This is a genomic window from Pseudomonas crudilactis (assembly GCF_013433315.1).
Classification (GTDB): domain Bacteria; phylum Pseudomonadota; class Gammaproteobacteria; order Pseudomonadales; family Pseudomonadaceae; genus Aquipseudomonas; species Aquipseudomonas crudilactis.
The window spans coordinates 19,723-43,006 of sequence record NZ_WXVV01000008.1; the positions used below are offsets into that span (position 1 = coordinate 19,723).

The window sequence follows — 23,284 nt, forward strand, 5'->3', positions numbered from 1 at the left end:
TTCGGTATATGGTGCACTCGACAGGATTCGAACCTGTGACCGCTCGGTTCGTAGCCGAGTACTCTATCCAGCTGAGCTACGAGTGCATTTTGTGTTTTTAGCCCAGACCACAACTGGATGAAGCCAAGTTATCTGCATCGCTGCAACTAACTCTTAAATGGTGCACTCGACAGGATTCGAACCTGTGACCGCTCGGTTCGTAGCCGAGTACTCTATCCAGCTGAGCTACGAGTGCATTTGTGTTTGTTAGACCAGATCACACCTGGTTGAAGCCAAGTTATTTACATTGCTGTAACTAACTCTTAAATGGTGCACTCGACAGGATTCGAACCTGTGACCGCTCGGTTCGTAGCCGAGTACTCTATCCAGCTGAGCTACGAGTGCATTTGTTGCGCCGCATTATAGCCCGTCTAATCTCTATTCCAACCACTTTTTCTATTAATTTCAACAACTTACAGAAAAAGCCAGATTACGACGTACTAAGCAAATAATGGCGGAGAACGGGGGATTCGAACCCCCGACACCCTTTTGAGGTGTACTCCCTTAGCAGGGGAGCGCCTTCGGCCACTCGGCCAGCTCTCCGCAACACGGGGCGTATCTTAACCAACCTTTTCCCCGTTTGCAAACATAAAAATCGATAAAAATTAATGGCTTGGTTCTTCGTCCTTCTCTTTCTTTATACGCAGGTAAATTTCCTCACGGTGCACGGCAACCTCTTTCGGGGCGTTGACGCCGATACGCACTTGGTTTCCTTTAACGCCGAGCACGGTCACGGTGATTTCGCCATCACCGATAATCAGGCTTTCTGCGCACCGACGAGTCAGAATCAGCATACCTTTCTCCTTACGCAATTCACTTCAGGGACAACAGTCTGCAAAAAAAAGGCACCCGACCTACAACCGGAGCGATCGTAGCCCTACATGCCTGAGTATTGACCAGCGCGAGCAAAAGAACAGTTCAGGGCTCGCGCCATTCAAAAAATAAAGGGCGCGGTCAGACCGCGCCCTTCAAGAAACGGAATTTACTCGCCCTGACGGGCTGGAGCATCCAGTTCGAAAGCCGTGTGCAGGGCGCGCACGGCCAGTTCCAGGTACTTCTCTTCAATCACCACGGAAACCTTGATTTCCGAGGTCGAGATCATCTGGATGTTGATGCTTTCTTTAGCCAGGGATTCGAACATGCGGCTGGCCACGCCTGCGTGGGAACGCATGCCGACGCCGACGATCGAGACCTTGGCAATCTTGGTGTCGCCAACCACTTCACGGGCACCGATCTCGCGAGCAGTGTTTTCCAGCACGGTCTGTGCGGCCTGGTAGTCGTTGCGGTGCACGGTGAAGGTGAAGTCGGTGGTGTTATCGTGCGCAACGTTCTGCACGATCATGTCGACTTCGATGTTCGCGGCACTGATCGGGCCGAGAATCTTGAACGCCACGCCCGGGGTGTCTGGCACGCCACGGATGGTCAGCTTGGCTTCATCGCGGTTGAAAGCGATGCCGGAAATGATCGGCTGTTCCATGGTTTCCTCTTCATCAATAGTAATGAGGGTGCCCGGACCCTCCTTGAAGCTGTGCAGTACGCGCAGCGGAACGTTGTACTTGCCGGCGAATTCAACCGCACGGATCTGCAACACCTTGGAACCGAGGCTGGCCATTTCCAGCATCTCTTCAAAGGTGATCTTGTCCAGGCGCTGAGCGACCGGTACAACGCGCGGGTCGGTGGTGTAAACACCATCAACGTCGGTGTATATCTGGCATTCGTCAGCTTTCAACGCTGCCGCCAGTGCCACGCCGGTGGTATCCGAACCGCCACGACCGAGGGTGGTGATGTTGCCGTGCTCGTCGACGCCCTGGAAACCGGCGACAACCACCACGCGACCCGCTTTCAGATCACCACGAATCTTCTGGTCATCAATCTGCAAGATACGCGCTTTATTGTGCGCACTGTCGGTCAGGATCCGCACCTGATTACCGGTGTACGACACCGCTGGCACACCGCGCTTGATCAGCGCCATGGCCAACAGGGCAATCGTCACCTGCTCACCCGTGGACACGATCACGTCCAGCTCACGTGGAACCGGCTGGCCGTCGCCACTGATTTGCTTGGCCAGATCGATCAGACGGTTGGTTTCGCCGCTCATTGCAGACAGCACGACCACCAGGTCATCGCCGGCATCGCGGAATTTCTTAACCTTGTCGGCGACCTGCTCGATTCTCTCGACAGTGCCGACCGAGGTGCCTCCAAATTTCTGTACGATCAAAGCCATTTCAAAGCCGCCTCTGCCCATGAAGGGCGCCCAATAATTACTCGAACAGCCGCCCGGCCCGCCACTAGACTGCGGGCCGCACGGACTGTCTTATAAACCCTGCTCGACGAATGGAACGGTCAGCGCCAATGCGCCATCCAGCGCGCCGGCATCAACACCGCCGCCCTGCGCCATGTCCGGACGACCACCGCCCTTCCCGCCCACTGCCGCAGCAGCCTGTTTCATCAAATCACCGGCTTTGAGTTGGCCAGTCAGGTCCTTGGTTACGCCTGCAACCAGAACGACCTTTTCCTCATGGACACTGCCGAGCAGGATCACTGCGCGGCCGAGTTTGTTCTTCAACTGATCTACCAGCGCCAGCAGCGCCTTGGCATCCTGACCATCCAGACGTGCGGCCAAAACCTTCACGCCCTTGACGTCCAGTGCCGAGGACGACAGATCGTCGCCCGCCGCGCTCGCCGCCTTGGCTTGCAACTGTTCGAGTTGCTTCTCCAGTTGGCGGTTGCGCTCCAGCACAGCCGACAGCTTGTCGATCAGGTTGTCGCGGCTGCCCTTGACCAGGCTGGCCGCTTCCTTGAGTTGTTCTTCTGCCGCATTCAAGTACGCCAGTGCCGCAGCACCAGTGACCGCCTCGATACGACGCACGCCCGATGCCACACCGCCTTCGCTGATGATTTTCAGCAGGCCGATGTCGCCGGTACGGTTGGCGTGGATACCGCCGCACAGCTCGACGGAGAAATCGCCGCCCATGCTCAGCACGCGCACGTTGTCGCCGTACTTCTCGCCGAACAGCGCCATCGCGCCTTTGTTCTTCGCGGTTTCGATGTCGGTTTCTTCGGTTTCAACGGCGGAGTTCTTGCGAATCTCGGCGTTGACGATTTCTTCCAGCGCTTTGATCTGCTCAGGCTTGATCGCTTCAAAATGGCTGAAGTCGAAACGCAGGCGCTGGCTATCCACCAACGAACCTTTCTGCTGAACGTGTTCGCCCAGCACCTGACGCAAAGCAGCGTGCAGCAAGTGGGTGGCCGAGTGGTTCAACGAAGTGGCGTGACGTACTTCGGCATCAACGTGAGTTTCCACTGGCGCGCCGATGGTCAGGCTGCCCGAATCCAGCACACCGTGGTGCAGGAACGCGCCGCCGGTCTTGGTGGTGTCACGTACGTCGAAACGTGCGCTGCCGGCCTGCAGATAACCACAGTCGCCGATCTGGCCGCCGGATTCAGCGTAGAACGGCGTCTGGTTCAGCACGATCACCGCCTCTTCGCCTTCATTCAAGACGTCGACCGACTGGCCATCTTTATAGATAGCGACGATTTTTGCCGAACCGCTGGTGTCTTTGTAACCGGTGAACTCGGTGGCCACATCAACCTTGACCAAGGTGTTGTAGTCCAGACCGAACGAGCTGGCCGAACGCGCACGCACACGCTGAGCTTCCATCTCACGTTCGAAACCGGCTTCGTCGACGGTCAGGCTACGCTCGCGGGCGATGTCGGCGGTCAGGTCCATCGGGAAACCGTAGGTGTCGTAGAGTTTGAACACTACGTCGCCCGGCACCACGGTGCCTTTGAGTTCCAGCAGATCCTGCTCAAGAATCTTCAGGCCGTGCTCCAGAGTCTTGGAGAACTGCTCTTCTTCAGCCTTGAGCACGCGCTCGATGTTGCTCTGCTGCTTCTTCAGTTCCGGGAAGGCTTCGCCCATCTCGGCAACCAGTGCAGCAACGATCTTGTAGAAGAAGCTGCCGGTGGCGCCCAGCTTGTTACCGTGACGGCAGGCGCGACGAATGATCCGGCGCAGCACATAACCGCGACCTTCGTTGGACGGCAACACGCCGTCGGCGATCAGGAAACCGCACGAACGGATGTGGTCGGACACCACTTTCAGCGAAGACTGATCGCCATTTTCGCAACCGATTGCCTCAGCCGAAGCTTTCAGCAGGTTCTTGAACAGATCGATGTCGTAGTTGGAATTGACGTGCTGCATCACCGCACTGATCCGCTCCAGACCCATGCCGGTGTCGACCGACGGTGCTGGCAACGGATGCAACACGCCATCGGCGGTGCGGTTGAACTGCATGAACACGTTGTTCCAGATCTCGATGTAACGGTCGCCGTCTTCTTCCGGCGAGCCCGGTGGGCCGCCCCAGATGTGGTCGCCGTGATCGTAGAAAATCTCGGTGCATGGGCCGCACGGGCCGGTATCGCCCATGGTCCAGAAGTTGTCGGAGGCGTACGGCGCGCCTTTGTTGTCGCCGATGCGAATCATGCGCTCGACCGGCACACCGATTTGTTTGGTCCAGATGTCATACGCTTCGTCGTCGGAGGCGTAGACGGTGACCCAGAGTTTTTCCTTCGGCAGTTGCAGAACGCCGGTCAGGAAGGTCCACGCGTAGGTAATCGCGTCCTTCTTGAAATAGTCACCGAAGCTGAAGTTACCGAGCATTTCGAAGAACGTATGGTGACGAGCGGTATAACCGACGTTTTCCAGGTCGCTGTTCTTGCCACCGGCACGCACGCATTTCTGGCTGCTGGTCGCACGGGTGTACGCACGTTTTTCCTGGCCCAGGAAGCAGTCCTTGAACTGGTTCATCCCCGCGTTAGTGAACAGCAGGGTTGGGTCGTTGCCCGGAATCAAAGAGCTGGAGGCTACACGGGTGTGGCCTTGCTCTTCGAAGAAGCGAAGGAAGGCTTCACGGATTTCTGCGCTTTTCATTAGGTTCTTCCACGGAGGCTGCGGCCAAAGGCCTGTTCGAAACGTCAACAGACGAAGCGACGGCAAAGGGCCGCATTATATCGGCCCTGCGCGCGGGGTACAGCGTGTTTATACGATAGAAACGGTCAATTGGACGGCTAACGCTGTCACTTGCGCGAAAACTCGACGAATGTCGCGATCACTTGCTCAATTTGCGAGCGATTGACGTCCATGTGCGTGACCATGCGCAGACGCGCGGCGGCGCTCAACTTGATCCCGCGTTCGCCGGCAAAGGCCTTGATCGCTTCGGCTTTGTCGCCCATTTGCACATAAACCATGTTGGTTTGCACCGGTTCGACGATGAAACCCGCTTCACGCAAGCCCTCGGCGAGCAATTGCGCATTGGCGTGGTCGTCTGCCAGACGCTCGACGTTGTGATCCAGCGCATACAGCCCCGCCGCCGCCAATACTCCGGCCTGACGCATGCCGCCGCCGACCATTTTGCGCAGACGGCGAGCCTTGCCGATCAGTTGCTCAGAACCACACAACACCGAGCCAACCGGCGCGCCAAGACCTTTGGACAGGCACACCGATACCGAATCAAAGTACTGAGTGATTTCCCGGGCATCGACACCCAGCTTGACCGCCGCGTTGTACAGGCGCGCGCCATCGAGGTGCAGTTGCAAGCCATTGTCTTGAGTGAAGCGGCGCGCCCGGGCGAGATATTCCAGCGGCAGCACTTTGCCCTGCATGGTGTTTTCCAGCGCCAGCAATCGAGTGCGAGCGAAGTGGAAGTCGTCCGGTTTGATCGCTGCCGCGACCTGATCCAGATCCAGTGAACCGTCAGCCTGCACTTCCAGCGGCTGCGGCTGGATCGAACCGAGCACCGCCGCGCCGCCGCCCTCGTACTTGTAGGTATGCGCCTGCTGACCCACGACGTATTCGTCGCCGCGCTCGCAGTGCGCCATCAACCCCAACAGGTTGCTCATGGTGCCCGTCGGCACGAACAACGCGGCGGCGAACCCCAGACGCTTGGCCAATTCTGCTTCCAGACGATTGACCGTCGGATCTTCGCCGTACACGTCATCGCCGGTGTCCGCCGCTGTCATCGCGTCGAGCATGGCCGGAGTCGGTTGGGTGACGGTGTCGCTGCGAAGATCGATAACGCTCATGAACCTGGCCTCAAGTCAGCAGGGGAAATCCCTTTACGAAGTGGAATTACTGCGGTCATCGCGTGGATTAATCAACCCTTGCGCAAGGAAAAATCGTTTCGAACCGCCAGAAAATTCGATGGCAATCATCAGAAAGGCGCAATGCACAGAGCCACAATCTGTGTTAAAAACGCTGCGCTGCCCGAGAAAGGGCGGCGAAAACGTTCTCAGGGCGGGGTGCAATTCCCCACCGGCGGTAATTGCGCGCAATGCGCATAGCCCGCGAGCGCTTGGCGACGAATGCGACTTCGGTTGTGAGCGGCGGCAAGGTCAGCAGACCCGGTGTGATCCCGAGGCCGACGGTCATAGTCCGGATGAAGAGAGAACGGGATTAACGCCAAAGGGCCGTCCGCGCGATGTTGTGCGTGTGCGTACCCTTGAATCCCTTTCGATTCATAACGCCCTGTTTTTCACACAAACAGGAGTCAGAACATGCAACCCACCGCTATCGACAGCAAAAGCAAACACCCTCACGGCGAGCGCGTCGCGTTCATTCAGGCCTGCTGGCACAAGGAAATCGTCGACCAGAGCCGTAAAGGCTTCGTCGCTGAAATGATTGCCCTGGGTTATCAGGAATCGGACATCGACATCTTCGAAGTCGGCGGCGCTTTTGAAATGCCTCTGCACGCCAAGTTGCTGGCCAAGACCGGTCGTTATGCCGGCATCGTCGCCGCAGCCTTGGTGGTGGATGGCGGCATCTACCGTCACGAGTTCGTTGCCCAATCGGTGGTCAGTGGTCTGATGCAGGTGCAGCTGGAAACCGAAGTGCCGGTGTTCTCGGTATCCCTGACGCCGCATCACTTCCATGCTGGCGACGAGCATCAGAAGTTCTTCTTTGAGCACTTTGTGCACAAGGGTCAGGAAGCGGCGCGGACTTGCGCGGATACGCTGCAGAAAGTTCGGGCGTTGCGTCGTACAGAGCCGCGTGCTGTAGCGGTCTGATAGCCCATGGGTGAGGCCTTGGGCCTCACTCTTTCCACTGTGGGAGCGAGCTTGCTCGCGAAAGCGGACTGACAGCCAACTCAAATGTTGAATGTCAGATTGCATTCGCGAGCAAGCTCGCTCCCACAGGGTTATATGTCGAAACCGAAACTGGGGTCAGGCGAGGTTTTCGTCGGTGGTCGGGACGATCAGGATGCCTGCGCGCAAGCCGTTCTTGACCTTGGGATTAGGGAAGATGATGCGTGCGCCCTCCTCCTCAATGATCCAGCGGGTATTGGCCAGATCCTCGGCCAGCACGTAACCCACCTCCAATTCGGAAAAGTTTTCGATGTCCTGCGGCAGGTTCAGGCGGAACGCATCGCTGTGCTTGATGATTTCCCGGGCGACGCTGAACAGCTGCAAACCGTCCAGCCCCTGCTCTGCCATCTCCGGTTCGTTGCCTTCAATGATCTGCTTCAGACGGGTTTCCAGCAGCGAGACGTTAACCCCGTCGTTCTGCCCGAACGGCCGCGCCTTGCCCAGTTCCAGCGTGAAAGCCTCGGCACCGAGCTTGTCGTAGGTATACGAGCTGAACACGATCGACGGTTTGTTCTGCAGCAGCACCGCTTCCATCCCGGCAGCGCGCAGGCGCGCCAGCTCAAGGCGCGAATGCTGGCGGCCTTCCTTCCACGGATACAGCGCAAACTGTTCGATCTTCGAACCGCGAATGGCGGTGTGCAGGTCGTAGTGCAGACGCTGACGATCCGGCTTGCTGAAAAAGCTCGCCGCCAACCGCTCCAGCTCACAGGCACGCAGCGCTTCCGAACCACTGCTTTGTTCATGACGGCCGTTGAACAGCCGATTGACGTCCTGCTCGACGAAACGCTCGCCTTTGCGAATCGCTTCCGGGTTGCCGAACAGGAACAGAATACGTGCGCGCGGTTTCAGATCGCCGCGTGCGATGTCGTGCAGCAGCCGATCAAGCAACTCGATCGGCGCTGTTTCGTTGCCGTGGATGCCTGCCGACAGCAGCAGGTCCAGGCCATTGTCGCGTGCTTCGGGCGGCCGGACTTCCAGCGCACCTTCGCTCAACCAGCGCATACGCACGCCTTCGACAGTCAGTTGAGTCTTCTCCGCCGGTTCGCGGCCGGCGAGGGTCAGTTCAAGCAGTTTGCCGAGGGCGAGCATAGAGCGGTTTCCTTAGTGGTCGTGGTTGCAATCCGGGCCGTGCACGTGGTCTTCGTCGTCGCCGACGTCAGCCGGTTCCATTTCCAGTTGCAGACTTACCAGATTAGTCGCCAATGGGCGCAGCAGCAGGTTGGCGTACTCGGCGTCACCTTCTTCAACGTCCACGCCGATCAGCAGTTGGCCACGGCCGTCCTGCTGGATCCACAGCTCTTTGCCTTGCCACATGACCGCGACGCGGGTGCACGAGGTTTGCAGTTGCGTGCCGTCGGTGTCTTCAAGGATCAGCTGCAGGGAATCGCTCATGTTTTTACTCTCTTGGGGAGACAAGCCGCGCGCCGCGATCAGGCGACGCGCCGGCCATCAATTGATCTGGAATGGATAAACCGCGCCCAGTTTAAGGATTTGCGTCAGTTCATCCAGTGCCGTCCGGCATTCAAGCAGCAATTGCGGATCCGCCAGATCGGTTTCGCTCAAGCGGTCGCGGTAGTGCTTTTCAACCCATGCGGTCAACGAACCGTACAACGGTGGCGTCATGATAACGCCTGGGTTGACCGCCGCCAGTTCGGTTTCGTTAAGCGCGACGCGCAGACGCAGGCACGCCGGGCCACCGCCGTTCTGCATGCTTTGCTTGAGGTCGAAGACTTTTACTTCGCGGATCAGACCGCCGGAGCTGGTCAAGCTTTGCAGGTAAGCCCAGACGCGCTCGTTGGCCTGACACTCTTGCGGCACGATCAGCAACATCGAGCCATCAGGACGCGACAGCAACTGGCTGTTGAACAGGTAAGAGCGCACGGCGTCATCCACGGTGACTGCCGAACGCGGCACACACACGGACTGGAAGTTGCCGCCAACCTTGGCCAGTTTGCTTTGCAGTTCGGCCAGCATCGACTCGGTGTCGAGGAATGCATCCTCGTGATAGAACAGCACCTCACCGTTACCCACGGCGATCACGTCGTTGTGGAACACGCCTTGATCGATCACGTTCGGGTTCTGCTGAGCGTAAACCACGCCTTCATCACGCAGACCGTGCAGACGCGCTACCGCTTGCGACGCTTCGAGGGTCTGGCGCGCCGGGTACTTTTGCGGCGCTGGGAAACGATTGTCGAAGGCACTGCGACCGAACACGAAGAACTCGACGCCCGCCTCGCCATATTCACGACAGAAACGTGTGTGGTTAGCCGCGCCTTCGTCACCGAACTGCGCCACTGCCGGCAGAGCGGCGTGATGGGCAAAGTGTTGCTGATTGGCGAACATTGCGCCGAGCACGCGGCTGGTGGTCGGGTGCTCGATGCTGCGGTGATATTTGCAGTTGAGGTTGGCAGCGGTGAAATGCACGCGACCGTCTGCGGTGTCGGCACTCGGGCTGACCGTGGCGGCGTTGGCCACCCACATGCTCGACGCCGAGCAACTGGCGACCAGCAGCGGCATGGCTTCTTTGGCGGCGCGCTCGATCACTTGCGCGTCGGTGCCGCTGAAACCCAGACGGCGCAGAGCGGCCACGTCCGGACGTTCCTGTGGCGCCAGCACGCCTTGCTGAAAGCCCATCTCCATCAGCGCTTTCATCTTCGCCAGACCTTGCAGCGCCGCTTCCTTCGGGTTCGAGGATTGCTGGCTGTTGCTCTGGGAGGCAACGTTGCCGTAGGACAGACCACCGTAGTTATGGGTCGGCCCCACTAGACCGTCAAAATTGACTTCATAGGATTTCATCAGCGAGGCTCCACGAGAATCTGTTGTTATAGGCTTCAGGTAACAATTCAGTACGACCGAGGCGCGGCCTTCGCGAGCAAGCTCGCTCCCACAGGGAAATGCATTCCAATGTAGGAGCGAGCCTGCTCGCGAAGGGGCATCACGCCATCTTCACGCCGGGTGTCAGAGAGGCAGGCAACACCAGGCTCGGGGTTTCCAGCGACGCCACCGGGTACGCGCAGTAATCCGCTGCGTAATAGGCGCTGGCGCGATGGTTGCCCGAAGCACCCACACCGCCGAACGGCGCGCTGCTCGCAGCACCGGTCAGCTGTTTGTTCCAGTTGACGATGCCGGCGCGGCTTTCCAGCCAGAACTGCTGATAACGCGCCTCGGAATCCGACAACAAACCAGCGGCCAGACCATACGCAGTGTCGTTCGCCTCAGTGATCGCCGCTTCGAAATCGGTATAGCGGATTACTTGCAGTAACGGGCCAAACAGTTCTTCGTCCGGACGCTCAGCAACCGCCGTCACATCGAGAATGCCCGGGGTCAGCAACGCGGCTTGTGCCTGTGGCTGAGTCATCGCCAGCAACGACACCGCGCCATTGGCCAACAGATGTGCTTGAGCGTCCATCAGCGCTTTCGCCGCGCCAAGGGAAATCACCGAACCCATGAACGGCGCCGGTTGTTGATCGAACGCGCCGACTTCAATAGTCGCGCTGACTTCCACCAGACGCTTCAACAGGCTGTCGCCCCACGCGCCTTGCGGCACCAGCAGACGGCGTGCACAGGTGCAACGCTGGCCGGCAGAGATGAACGCCGACTGAATGATCGTGTAAACCGCCGCATCCAGATCCGCGACCTGATCGACCACCAGCGGATTGTTGCCGCCCATTTCCAGCGCCAGAATCTTGTCCGGACGACCGGCAAATTGCTGGTGCAGATGATTGCCGGTGCGGCTCGAACCGGTGAAGAACAGACCGTCGATGCCCGGATTCGCCGCCAGCGCGATGCCGGTTTCGCGAGCGCCTTGCAGCAGGTTCAAAACGCCTGCCGGCAGACCCGCTTCGATCCAGCACTTCACCGTCAGCTCGGCGACTTTCGGGGTCAGTTCGCTCGGCTTGAACAGCACACTGTTACCGGCCAGCAACGCCGGCACGATATGACCGTTCGGCAAGTGACCGGGGAAGTTGTAAGGGCCGAACACCGCAACCACGCCGTGTGGCTTGTGGCGCAATACGGCGGTGGCGTCGCCCAACGGGCCACTCTTCTCGCCGGTACGCTCGCGGTAGCTCTGCACCGAAATAGCGATCTTGTTGACCATGCTGGTGACTTCGGTCGCGGATTCCCACAACGGTTTGCCGGTCTCTTCACCGATGGTACGAGCCAGTTCGTCAGCGTGGTTTTTCAGCGCAGCGGCGAACGCTTCAAGCACAGTGATGCGCTCGTCCAGCGAACGACGCGCCCACTCCGGAAACGCCTGACGCGCAGCCTGCACAGCCGACTCAACCTGAGCAGTGGTGGCGCCCTCCCCCGACCACAGCACTTGCTGGGTCACCGGATTCAGCGATTGAAAAGCTTCGCCCTGACCGGCCAGCCACTCACCTGCGATGTATAGCGAATTCATTATTTCGACTCCCGTGCAGCGGACAACGCTACGGCGCGCACTTGGTCGCCAGCGTTGAGTTGAAGACGTTTGGCGGTCTGCGGATCAACCACCAGCGTGCCGGCAGCGAGACGCGCCGGCGCAGCGGTGATGCGGCAGTCTTCGCGCTTGCGGTTATGGATGATGAACGGCGTCGCGTCGTCGCCCGGTGTGCCGACGGCCAGCACCAGCGCTTCACTGTCACGCACCGCGCGGATCTTGCCGGTTTCGCATTCGATCGCAGGGCCGGCGTCGAAGATGTCGACGTAGCCCTGATAGCTGAAACCTTCGCCCTTGAGCATCGCCAGGGCTGGCTCGGTGTCCGGGTGAACCTGACCGATGACACTGCGCGCGCCTTCGGAGAGGAAGCAGGTGTACAGCGGAAATTTCGGCATCAGTTCAGCGATGAACGCCTTGTTGCCGACACCGGTGAGGTAATCGGCCTGGCTGAATTCCATTTTGAAGAAGTGCCGACCCAGACTTTCCCAGAACGGCGAACGGCCGGCGTCATCGGAGACGCCGCGCATCTCGGCAATGATCTTGTTGCCGAACAATTCCGGGAATTCGGCAATGAACAACATCCGCGCCTTCGACAGCATGCGACCGTTCAGACCGCTGCGGTAATCGGCGTGCAGGAACAGCGAGCACAATTCGGAATTACCGGTCAGGTCGTTGGCCAGAAACAGCGTCGGAATCTCGCGATAGATGTTCAGCTCTTGCGAAGCGCTGACAGTGAGGCCGACACGGAAGTTGTACCAAGGCTCACGCATGCCGACCGCGCCAGCAATGGCGGAAATCCCCACCACGCGGCCGTCATCGTCTTCAAGCACGAACAGGTAGTCCGCATCGCCACGACCGGCTTCGCCGCGAAAGGTCTTCTCGGCCCAGCCGACCCGATGGGCCAGACGTTCTTCGTTGGCCGGCAATGTGGTCAGGCCGGTGCCGGTGCTGCGGGCCAGGTCGATCAGAGCGGCTAAATCGCTGCTGCGTACGGGACGAACAATCATGCTATCTCCTCAAACGGGCCGCTTTCGCCACCCGTGAAACTCGCTAAGGCGTTAAACCGCCACCAGGCGCACGCTGGCACCTTCACCGACGCCCAGGGCTTCGGCCGCTTCCAGATCCAGAGTCACCGGTTTGCCCGGCGCGTAATCCAGCTCCAGCAGCACCGCGCGGTAATCCTGCAACTGCGCATTGGCCACCAGATACTGGCGACCGGCACCTTTCACCGGCTCGCCGATCTTCACTGGCACCACACGGCTCTGGGCGATCGAACGGATCCCCGAAACACGTGCATGCAGGGTCGGGCCACCGTCGAAAATGTCGATGTAGTGATCGGTCTCGAAGCCTTCGCGCATCAGGATGTCGAAGGTGATCTGCGCACGCGGGTGCACCTGGCCCATCGCCTCTTGGGCGGAGTCCGGCAGCAGCGGTACGTAGATCGGGTAATGCGGCATCAATTCGGCGAGGAACGTACGGCTTTTCAGCCCACACAGACGCTCGGCTTCGGCGTAATTGAGGTCGAAGAAGTTGCGACCGATCGCATCCCAGAATGGCGAGTCGCCGTTCTCATCGCTGTAACCGACGATCTCGGTCACCACCGAATCGGCAAAACGCTCCGGGTGGCTGGCAACGAACAACAGACGACCGCGGGAGTTGAGCTCGGACCACGGCGAACCGACCAACTCGCGCTGCACGTAGAAACTGGTCAGCAAGCTGTTGCCGGTCAGGTCGTGGCACTGCGAGAGCACGTGGATCTTGTTGTGGATCTTCAGCTCACGGGAGGCATGCACGAACGTCTCATTGCGGAAGCTGTAGAACGGTTCCGAATAACCGGCCGAAGCGACGATGGCCGAGCAACCGACCAGTTTGCCGGTGGCGGAATCTTCGAGGACGAAGAAGTAACTCTCTTCACCGTTGAAGCTCACTTCGGCGGCAAACGAAGCTTCGCTCGCCGCGATCTTGTCGCTCAGACGTTCCACGTCATCCGGCAAGGAAGTGACACCAATCGGGCTGTCCGCAGCCAGACGCTGTACCTCGCCCAGATCAGCCATTTGCGCGGGGCGCATCACCAGCATGGTGTCACTCCTTTTCTCTTATCAATCCACAGAAGAAATAACCGGGCCTACATGGAGATCAATGTAGGAGTGAGCCTGCTCGCGATTGCTGTCTGTCAGAAACCAATGAGTTGACTGACATACCGCAATCGCGAGCAGGCTCACTCCTACAGTTGATCTGGTCCGGCATAAAATTTTGATCGACGCCTGAAAAGCTCCAGGCGCCGAAGGGTCTATCAGGCTTGCGTCAGTGCTGCAGCAGCGCGTTCGAAGCGGTCGAGACCGGCATCGATATCGGCGTCTTCCACTACCAGGCTCGGGGCGAAACGGATCACGTCCGGGCCGGCCTGCAGAATCATCAGGCCTTCTTTTTCAGCGGCGTTGAAGATGTCTTTGGCTTTGCCTTTCCAGGCATCGCTCAGCACACAACCGATCAGCAGACCGAGGCCACGCACCTGAGTGAACAGGCCGTATTTTTCGCCGATCTGCTCAAGGCGCGCCTTGAACTTGTCGTGCTTGGCGTTCACGCCGTTCAGCACTTCAGGGGTGTTGATCACGTCGATTACCGCTTCAGCGACCGCGCACGCCAGCGGGTTGCCGCCGTACGTGGTGCCGTGAGTACCGACGACCAGATGTTTGGCCAGCGCTTCGGTGGTCAGCATCGCTGCGATCGGGAAACCGCCGCCTAGGCTCTTGGCGCTGGTGAGGATGTCCGGGGTCACGCCGTAATGCTGGTAGGCGAACAGCTTGCCGCTGCGGCCCATGCCGGTCTGCACTTCGTCGAACACCAGCAGCGCGTCGTTCGCGTCGCACAGTTCGCGGGCACCTTGCAGGTAAGCCAGTTCGGCCGGCAGTACGCCGCCTTCACCCTGGATCGGTTCCAGCACGACCGCACAGGTCTTGTCGGAAACGGCGGCTTTCAGCGCGGCCAGGTCGTTGTAAGGCACGTGGGTGATGCCGGTGATTTTCGGGCCGAAACCGTCGGAGTACTTCGACTGACCACCGACGTTGACGGTGAACAGGGTACGGCCGTGGAAGCTGTTCAGCGCGGCAATGATTTCGTATTTCTCAGTGCCGAAACGGTCGAACGCCACACGACGGGCCAGCTTGAACGCGGCCTCGTTGGCTTCGGCGCCCGAGTTGCAGAAGAACACGCGCTCGGCGAATGTGGCGTCGATCAGCTTGTGCGCCAGGCGCAGCGCTGGTTCGTTGGTGAACACGTTGGACACGTGCCACAGCTTGTTCGCTTGCTCGGTCAGTGCACCGACCAGCGCCGGGTGCGCGTGGCCCAATACGTTAACGGCAATCCCGCCGGCGAAGTCGATCAGCTCGCGGCCGGCCTGATCCCAGACGCGGGAACCGGCGCCACGCACCGGAATAAAAGCGGCAGGCGCGTAGTTGGGAACCATTACCTGGTCGAAATCGGCGCGTTGTACCGCAGCGTGCTCAACGGACATCGGAGTCTCCTGATGAGGGCCACCCGCCTGAAACTGGCGAGCGATGGGGGGATTGTAAGGACAGTTTTCTGCCCGGCCTTGTCGCCAAGCGACAACTTCTTATAGCGCAAACCCCGGATTTTCACGGGTTTACGGCAATGCGACATATAGCGTCGCAAAGGCGCAGTTTAAACTGGCGCTGCCGATTTGCGGCAGGTCGGGAAGGATATCAACTCAATACCTTTTCACCGGTATAAATATGTACCGCACTCGCTGTGCGTTGCTCTGTTTTGCTTGGCACTTTCCACCGCCAAGGATTGGCCCGATGTACCCGACCGCAGAGCAGCACGCCACCCCCCGCCAAATCGTCGACTCCCGACAGCCCGATGCTCATTACCTGCATCTGAAAGACAGCCTGCCCGAATGGCTGGGCAACGCCTCGCCAACCCGACGCAACGCCCTCAAGAACACACTTCCGGTGATGCCGCCCAAACTGCAGACTTTGCCGGTCGCTCAGCATCAGGCGCTTAAGGCACTCAATGCAGCCCACTGGTCGGCACAAAACGCTGTCGACCAACGGCTGGCCCACTTGCAGGATGCCCGAGCCTTCGCCGAGCCATTGCTCAAAGCCGCGCTCAAGGCCCGGTTCAATCTGGATCTGGATGTCAGAACCACGTTCCTGCACCTGTACATCCCGGTGACCACCCCGGTGTTTTCGATCAGGACCGGCGCCCGTACCTGGAAAGTGTCGTTGCTGGACGCCGCTTTGCATAACTTCGAGGAAAAGGAAACCGTGGACGATGCCTACGAGGCCGACTCCACCTACATCACCTTCCCCACCCGGAATGGCCGCCCCCTCGGTGAGGAGGGTGTCGACTCGACGCTCCCCGCTCAACCCTCGCTGAGTGACGTGTTCGACACCCTGCCCGGGATCAAGCAACAGATGAGCATCCCGGCGTTCACCCAGCTCTGTCGCACGCTGGATATCGGCGCGCAATACATGACCTATCTGGAAGACAACCTCGGAATCAGCGACGGGCAAACCGCTGCGGCCTTGCGCCAGCAAGTCGACAAAAGCCAGCAGGCCGGACTGAAAGCCGCCCTGCAATTTGCGCGCATGAGCGGCGACATCAGTGACAGCTGGTTTCGCACGATCAGCGCATTGGTCGATGGCATCCCGCATATGCGGATCAACGGCCATTCCGTGTTATGCCACAGCCTGACGATGATGGCCGCGCCGCTGGCCGACATTGTGCTTTTTGCGCCGCCAACCTATGAGCCGCGCAGTGCGGCCCGAGTGGTGGTCTATGTGCCGAACGACCCCGAGCACCCAATCAAGGAGTACGTCTCATCGGCAGCCTTTGAAGTCGAGCTGACCCGCCAGTTGCGCTCCGCCGACTACCAGAACTTCTTCAGTCGTTTCATCAATCATGAACAGCGCGGCTTTTTTTTCTCCAGCCTGAACGCGCGGCTGAGCCGGGTCACGTGGCACCCACCGCAAGCCGGCAGTTCTGAAGCGCCCTGGCGAGACGAACCGTTGGACAAACCGAAACTTCAATTGAACCCGACACCGATCAGCGGCGAATTATGGGAACACCTCTATCAAGGCAAGTTGAACAAGATCCTTAACGACGCCGCAGTCATTGCCGTCGCCACCGCTGCGGTGGATTCAAAAGCGCGCTGGGCGCTATGGGATTCGTTCGTCGGCATCGCTTCGGCCGTTATACAGACCGCTGCGTTCATCATTGCGCCGTTCGTGCCGTATCTGGGAGAACTGATGATGGCGTACATGGCCTATCAGTTTCTCGACGAAGTGTTTGAAGGCATCGTCGAATGGGCACACGGCCAAAACACGGAAGCGGCGGAACATCTGTTCGGTTGCCTGGAGTCGGCGGTCCAGCTCGGCGCATTTGCCGTCGGTGGCGGCATTGCCGTGAGCGAGTTTCGCAATGTGTTGCCCAAAGAAATTGTCGCCTTCATCGACCGCTTCAAACCGGTGAAGATGCCCGACGGCCAAACCCGCTATTGGGCACCGGATCTGGCCCGCTACGAACAAAAAACCGCACCTGACCACTCGTCCACGCCGAATGGACTCGGGTTGCATCAGCATCAAGGGAAGCAAGTGCTGTCACTGGATGAAGCACATTTCGCCGTGACCGAAAGCCAGATTCCCGGCCAGTATCGAATTGACCATCCCACCCGCCCCGATGCCTACAAACCGCTACTTCGCCATAACGGCGACGGCGCGTGGCATACCGAGCTCGAACAGCCGCTGGAGTGGGATCCGCCTACGGCATTGCGACGAATCGGCCACACGGTCGAAGCGTTCACTCCCGCTCAACGCGAGCGCATCCTTCAGGTCAGCGGCGTTGACCATGACGCCCTGCGCCTGATGCATGTCGATCAGGCGCCGTTGCCGCCATTGCTGGCCGACAGCATTACACGCTTCAGGATCGACCAGGATCTTCAACTGTTCATCGAACAGATGGCCAGCGAACTGCCTGAACAGCAACGTACCGCCGACCCGCTGACACAGTTGCAACTGCTCAGTGAATACGGTCGCTGGCCTGCCGGCAAACGCCTGCGCCTGACCGATCAGCAAGGTCTCGTCATTTGGCAGTCTACAGCCGACGAGACCTTGCCACTGACCGATATTCACTTGAACAATCTGCGCGACGGCGACGTTCTCAAAACGCTGCTGCAAACGCTCAACGAACAGGATGCCAAAGCGTTATCGGGCGAAACATTCGCCGGGCCGGATCTGTCGCTGGAGGTGCGCACCCGCAATTTGCGCCAGCAACTGCTGCAAGTCGCCAAAGCGCAGCGCGGGGTGTTGTTCGATGCTCGCTACCAGGCCATCGAAACACCCGAAGACCCATTGATCACCTGCATCACGCAACATCAATCGACACTGCCCCTGCCCGTCACCCAGGAACTGCTCAACAGCGCCACCGGCGATGAGCTGCTGCAGATCAGCGAAGGTCAGTTGCCACAGCGTCAGCAAGACCTGATCCAGATCGCCACTGCCCAAGTACGCATCACCCGCGCTTATGAAGGACTGGAGCTGGACTCGATGAGCAATCCGGACACCGACACGCTGGTCCTGCACAGCCTCAGGAACTTGCCCGGCTGGAGCGGTGACGTGCGCCTCGAGATCCGCGATAAGCACTACGCAGGCGCACTGCTCGACAGCACCGGGCGTGTCGATGCCCCGTCGCAAAAAGTCCTGGTCAGGCAGACCGATGGTCGCTACCAGCCGTTCGATGACCGCGGCCAGCAATTGCACGCGGTCGCGGATATTTACTCGAGCATCCTCTACGCCCTGCCGGACACTGAACGCCAGGCGCTGAACCTGCAGATTGACCAGGCGCCACAATTGAAAAGTGCAATACGTGCCCGACCGCTCGATCGCGCGAATCTGCGCGTGGCGATTGCACTGCCCCCCGCGCCAGAGACACAACTGGAAACCCTGCGCCTGGTGGGACGCGGCGGTCATCAGCCAACGTTTGGTCTGCCTGAAGCCTATCTGCCGCCCGGCGGCCTCGCAGAACCCGCTCCGCTGGAACCTGTTCAGGTGATCTATCGCGGCTACACCGCCCAGGAGGCCGAGGACTTTGCGCTCAGTTTCAACCAGGATCGGGTCGCCATCAGAAACGAACTGGCGCGCCTGAGAGGCGAACTCGGCCAGCTTCAAGATGATCTGCGCCTGTGGGAGCAGCAGGTGCCGGCGAACAACCCCGCCACCGGCCTTCCTTTGACGGCGATTGAACGGCGAGCGGCAAGGCAAAGCCGAACGAATCTGAGGATCGACCTCGAACGCTGCTGGCGCAGAGAGTTACGCAGCTCTGCCGGTTACATCCTGCAGATCAGGGACCCGATCATTGGCGATCTGCCGGTGCTGAACGCCGATTTCAGCCATGTCATCTTGCTGAGCATCAACGGCAGCGCCCGCACCGGTGCCGTCGACGGGTTTCTGCAGCGATTCCCGCGACTGATGTATCTGGACATCCAGAACCTGAACGTGCCGAACCTGCCGCCCGCCATCAGCACGATGTCGAGCCTGCGAAATCTGACCGTGCGTAACTGCGGCATAGCGCTGCCGGCCGACAGCCGCTCGCTGTTTTCGCCGCTGTCCGAACTGCAGGTGCTGGACCTGCAGGGCAACCGACTGGGCGCCACGCCCGATGTGCACGCCATACCTTCATTGCGCTACATCAATCTCGACAACACGAACATCACCACGCTGCCGGACGGTCTGCTCAATCATCCACGACTGGCTACCGGCAGGTTCGACAGCAATCGGATCGTCGACATTCCCGAGGCTTATTTCGAGCTGTCTGCGGTGTTGAGCGATGGCTTCAGCTTTGCCAACAATCCCTTGTCTGCCGTCAGCCGCGAGCGGGCGAAAATCTACTACCAGCGAACCTCAAAACACTTCGGCATCTTGCCGGAACGAGCCGATTTGAATCGGGCCATGAACCTCTTTCCCGTACTCGACACCGAGCGCGCCACTGAACTGCTCTATCGATTGCCCGGAACACTGGTTGACGGCCGCGCCCGGCTCGCCCGCTGGGAAACCGAACTCCACCAGATGCAAAACGACCTCGCGCAATGGACCAATGGCGTTCCTGACGTTCACCCCGAAACCGGCCTGGCGTTGACCATGAGCGAGCGGGTAAATGAGCGCCTGGCCCGACAAGGATTCAGCATCAAACTGGAACAGTTCTGGCGCGAAAGATCTCCGGCAGCCCCGAGCCTGCGCAACAGTCGTCTGCAAGCGAGCATCGAGTTCATCGGCGATATGCCGGTGCTCGAAGCAGACTTCGCTCACGTTGGCGAATTGTTGCTCGATGGCAACAAGAACGTTTCGGCCCTGCAGCCCTTCCTGCAACGTTTTCAGAATCTGACCCAGCTGGAACTGAGTTTTTTTGACCTGGAATCCGGCACATTGTCCTCCATCGATGCGCAGCAACTGGTCATATTGCGGCTGAAGGATTGCGGGGTGGTGAACACCCCGCAAAATCAGGCAGCGCTGACCGCCATGAACCAGTTGCAGACACTCGAATTGCGCGGCAACCCCCTCGGAACCCTTTTTGATCTGAATCTGCTGCCCTCGCTCAAATATCTGGACGTCTCCGATACAGGCCTGCGCGAGCTTCCACCCGGCATCACCGACCATCCCCGCCTGAGATCGGCACTGTTCAGCGAAAACAACATCAGCGAAATGCCCGACGCCCTGTTCGATCTCCCGGCCGACCGCAGCGACGGCATTGATCTGGCCGATAATCCGCAACTCTCGCTGGCCACCCGTGAGCGGATAAAAACCTACTACCGCCGAACCGGGCAGGATTTCGACGTACTCGCGAATCCTGCAGACATCACCCTGGCGCGCGAACTGTTCCCGGCGCTCGACACCGTCGAGGCCAGTGAAGTGATCTATGACCTGCCCGGCACCCTGGCAGACGGCAGGACTCAGCTCTACACCTGGAAAACAGAGCTGGAAGGGCTCAAACGCGACCTTCGCGCATGGGCCCTTCAGGTACCGCAACACGATCCCGTGACCGGTGCGGCGATCGATGCCATCGAGATGTACAACAACTACACGGCACGATCGGAATTCGCTCAACGACTGCAAAATTTCTGGCAGAGCCGATCGAGCACATCGAGCATGCGCGAGGATCATTTCTTTACCAATCTGGCCTTCAGCGGAAACATGCCACGGCTGACGGCGGACTTCAGCCATGTGTCAACGCTGAACCTGATAGGCACGCCAGCCATTGGTGAGATCGCCTCCTTCATTGACCGGTTTCCCAACCTGCACGTTCTGGAAATGCGCAACTTCGCACTGGGGCAGATCCCGGCCAACCTTGCGCGCCTGTCAGAGCTCAGGGAGCTGACACTGTCCGGTTGCGGTATCACCTTCACACCTGAAGCCCAGACGTTGCTGCAATCGTTGAGTGAACTTGAACGGCTGAATCTGAGCCATAACACGCTGGTGCAGATTCCCGATCTGGCGGGGCTGCCGATGCTCAATGATATTCGCTTGATCAACACCGGCCTGGCCAACGTGCCCAATGGCCTGGCCACTCACTCCAACCTGCGCACTGCGCTGCTCAACGACAACGCGATCACGGATCTGCCGGAATCCTTTTTCATGATGGACATCGATCTGGCTGACGGCATCAATCTGGCCACAAACCCGTTGTCCACCACTACGCGTGACCGTATCAAGGCGCACTACGCGGCCATTGGTTACGACTTCGGCGTACTTCCCGATCTCGCCGACATCACCACCGCAAAGGAATTGTTTCCTGACCTGGACATCGAAGATATCACTCATGTGATCTATGAATTGCCCGGAACACTGGCAGACGGCAGCGCTCAACTGGCGCACTGGGAGATGGAAATCACGCAGATGGTCAGCGACCTTGCCGAATGGTCCGACCGTGCTCCGGCAGGCCCTTTGGGGCTGAACATGATCGCGGCTGACCGAGCCACGCAACGGTTTGAGCGCCGAGCGTTCAGTCGGCAACTGGAACACTTCTGGCGTAGTCGACAAAACAGCAAAACAGAACTCAGGCTCAATGCGTTCGACGCCAATCTGCGGGTGATCGGCGATCTGCCGACGCTGGCGGCCGACTTCAGCCATGTCACCCAACTAACCTTGCAGGGCAACGAAGCGCTGTCCGGCACCGAGGGGTTCCTGAGCTGCTTTAGCGGACTTGAGGCACTGGAAATGCGCGGTTTTGCCTTGGGTCAAGTACCCCAAGCCCTGTCTCGCATGCCCAAACTGAAAACACTGGTATTGAGCAACTGTGGCGTTGCTCTGGAAGAAGCCGGGCAAGCTGCGTTGTCCTCGCTGTCCCGACTGACCATGCTGGATATGTACAACAACCCACTGGGTGACGCCCCTGACGTTTCTGCATTGAGAGCACTGACGTTCATCGATCTCTCCAGAACCGGGATCGAGCAGATTCCCCCCGGCCTGCTCGAATTGCCGGTACTGGAAACCGCGATCCTTCATCAAAACCGCATCAGCGTGCTGCCAGAGGCACTTTTTCAGCTGTCCCCGGACGCCAGCAATGGTTTTGACTTGAATCAGAACCCACTGTTGCCGGCCATACGCGAGCGGATAAAAACCCACTGGCAAGCACAGGGCATTAATTTTGGCGTTTCCGTCCCGCAGGAAAACAGCCTGTTGGCCCGCGAGTTGTATCCGCATCTGACCGATTCGCGGCTCGACGAACTGGTTTACAGCCTGCCCGGCACACTGGCCGACGGGCACCTTGAACTGATACGCCGGCGCGGCGAGCTGACGTCCCTGATCAGTGATCTCGAAACCTGGACCACACAGACTCCAGTCGATCCCGTCAGCAATGCCCCGCTGCCCCCCGAAACCTTGCTGCAGGAGCGCGAACGCCGGGAACAATTCAAGACAAGCCTGGAGTATTGCTGGCGCCGAATCGTCACCGCGGGTCAAAGCGAAATCAGTTTCACCTCGAACCTGCCGATCATCGGTGAGCTGCCGACGCTGTCCGCTGACTTCAGCCACATACTTGCACTGAACCTGACGAGCAGCAGCTTCACATCGCCTCGTCTCGGTCGATTCCTCGAGCGTTTTGCCAACCTGCACGCACTTGCCATAGAAGGCTACCAACTGGGGGACATTCCCTACGCGGTTGCAGCCATGGAAAACCTGACGGAACTGAGCCTGATCGACTGCCGTGTCACCCTTACCGAGGACACCGCGAATGCATTGCGCAACATGATCAATCTCAATCGACTCAACTTGAGAAACAACACGCTGGGCCGAGTCCCCGACCTCAGTCAGATGACCGCACTGGCCAGACTGGATCTGAACAACACGGGACTGACAGACATACCGCCGGGTTTATTCAGTAGCGCGCGCCTTGATAATGCCAACCTGGGCAACAACGGCATCAGCGAATTGCCCATCGAAATCATGGACGCCGACACTACCGATTTCGACTTCAACGGCAATCCGCTATCCCCGACCAGTCAGCAAACCCTCAATGTTTACCACAGCAGAAGGGCTGCGCGATTGGCGCTGACGCGAAGAACCCGACAGGAATTCGACGCGTTCGAAGACGACTCGTTTTCCAGTGGCGCCGAAGCCAGGCCGTACATCGACTCTTCGGGAAGCTCCGCTGACCTCGTCGTCGACTAAG

At 59.2% G+C, this 23,284-nt stretch carries 13 protein-coding genes, 4 tRNA genes and 1 riboswitch; of the genes, 2 read left to right on the forward strand and 15 right to left on the reverse strand.

Annotated elements, in window-relative coordinates; all coding sequences use genetic code 11:
* Positions 1–9 precede the first annotated feature (9 nt).
* The 8 genes from GTU76_RS10565 to ltaE all read right to left on the reverse strand — a co-directional run bounded on the left by GTU76_RS10565 (position 10) and on the right by ltaE (position 6,123).
* Positions 10–86 (reverse strand) — tRNA-Arg (locus GTU76_RS10565).
* A 72-nt stretch (positions 87–158) separates the two neighbouring features.
* A tRNA-Arg gene (locus GTU76_RS10570) sits at positions 159–235 on the reverse strand.
* A 72-nt stretch (positions 236–307) separates the two neighbouring features.
* Positions 308–384, reverse strand: a tRNA-Arg gene (locus GTU76_RS10575).
* Positions 385–491: 107 nt separating this feature from the next.
* Positions 492–582, reverse strand: a tRNA-Ser gene (locus GTU76_RS10580).
* A 62-nt stretch (positions 583–644) separates the two neighbouring features.
* Complete coding sequence (gene csrA / locus GTU76_RS10585; RefSeq protein ID WP_002554426.1) at positions 645–833, reverse strand: carbon storage regulator CsrA; 189 nt, start codon at positions 831–833, stop codon at positions 645–647.
* A 188-nt stretch (positions 834–1,021) separates the two neighbouring features.
* The gene (locus GTU76_RS10590; protein WP_008086083.1) at positions 1,022–2,263 is read right to left on the reverse strand and encodes an aspartate kinase; all 1,242 of its coding nucleotides are present in this window, start codon (positions 2,261–2,263) and stop codon (positions 1,022–1,024) included.
* A gap of 90 nt (positions 2,264–2,353) precedes the next feature.
* Entirely contained in the window at positions 2,354–4,972 is a 2,619-nt protein-coding gene (alaS, locus tag GTU76_RS10595) for an alanine--tRNA ligase (protein ID WP_180698582.1), read from the reverse strand.
* Positions 4,973–5,118: 146 nt separating this feature from the next.
* The gene (gene ltaE, locus GTU76_RS10600) at positions 5,119–6,123 is read right to left on the reverse strand and encodes a low-specificity L-threonine aldolase (protein ID WP_180698583.1); all 1,005 of its coding nucleotides are present in this window, start codon (positions 6,121–6,123) and stop codon (positions 5,119–5,121) included.
* Positions 6,124–6,321: 198 nt separating this feature from the next.
* Positions 6,322–6,493, forward strand: a riboswitch (FMN riboswitch).
* A gap of 101 nt (positions 6,494–6,594) precedes the next feature.
* Between ltaE and GTU76_RS10605 the strand changes: the two genes are divergently transcribed.
* The gene (locus GTU76_RS10605; RefSeq protein ID WP_016983960.1) at positions 6,595–7,104 is read left to right on the forward strand and encodes a 6,7-dimethyl-8-ribityllumazine synthase; all 510 of its coding nucleotides are present in this window, start codon (positions 6,595–6,597) and stop codon (positions 7,102–7,104) included.
* A gap of 156 nt (positions 7,105–7,260) precedes the next feature.
* Here the strand turns inward: GTU76_RS10605 and astE are convergent, their stop codons facing one another.
* From astE to GTU76_RS10640, 7 genes are all read right to left on the reverse strand, one after another.
* The gene (gene astE / locus GTU76_RS10610; protein WP_180698584.1) at positions 7,261–8,271 is read right to left on the reverse strand and encodes a succinylglutamate desuccinylase; all 1,011 of its coding nucleotides are present in this window, start codon (positions 8,269–8,271) and stop codon (positions 7,261–7,263) included.
* 12 nt (positions 8,272–8,283) lie between these two features.
* Positions 8,284–8,574, reverse strand: a complete 291-nt coding sequence (locus GTU76_RS10615) for a hypothetical protein (RefSeq protein WP_016983958.1) — start codon at positions 8,572–8,574, stop codon at positions 8,284–8,286.
* A 57-nt stretch (positions 8,575–8,631) separates the two neighbouring features.
* Complete coding sequence (astB, locus tag GTU76_RS10620; RefSeq protein ID WP_016983957.1) at positions 8,632–9,978, reverse strand: N-succinylarginine dihydrolase; 1,347 nt, start codon at positions 9,976–9,978, stop codon at positions 8,632–8,634.
* 139 nt (positions 9,979–10,117) lie between these two features.
* Positions 10,118–11,587 (reverse strand): succinylglutamate-semialdehyde dehydrogenase, encoded by a 1,470-nt coding sequence (gene astD / locus GTU76_RS10625; protein ID WP_180698660.1) that lies wholly within the window; start codon positions 11,585–11,587, stop codon positions 10,118–10,120.
* Positions 11,584–12,609: an arginine N-succinyltransferase gene (gene astA, locus GTU76_RS10630; protein WP_008077921.1), complete on the reverse strand. Its 1,026-nt coding sequence runs from the start codon at positions 12,607–12,609 to the stop codon at positions 11,584–11,586. The genes astD and astA overlap by 4 nt, the downstream gene beginning before the upstream one ends.
* A gap of 51 nt (positions 12,610–12,660) precedes the next feature.
* On the reverse strand, positions 12,661–13,680 hold the full coding sequence (gene aruF / locus GTU76_RS10635; RefSeq protein ID WP_016983955.1) for an arginine/ornithine succinyltransferase subunit alpha: 1,020 nt from the start codon (positions 13,678–13,680) through the stop codon (positions 12,661–12,663).
* A gap of 215 nt (positions 13,681–13,895) precedes the next feature.
* Positions 13,896–15,116, reverse strand: coding sequence for an aspartate aminotransferase family protein (locus GTU76_RS10640; protein ID WP_180698585.1), 1,221 nt, complete (start codon positions 15,114–15,116; stop codon positions 13,896–13,898).
* Between the two features lie 304 nt (positions 15,117–15,420).
* Between GTU76_RS10640 and GTU76_RS10645 the strand changes: the two genes are divergently transcribed.
* Positions 15,421–23,283 carry a dermonecrotic toxin domain-containing protein gene (locus GTU76_RS10645; protein WP_180698586.1) on the forward strand — a complete coding sequence of 2,621 codons (7,863 nt, stop codon included), beginning with the start codon at positions 15,421–15,423 and terminating at the stop codon, positions 23,281–23,283.
* Position 23,284: the final 1 nt, after the last annotated feature.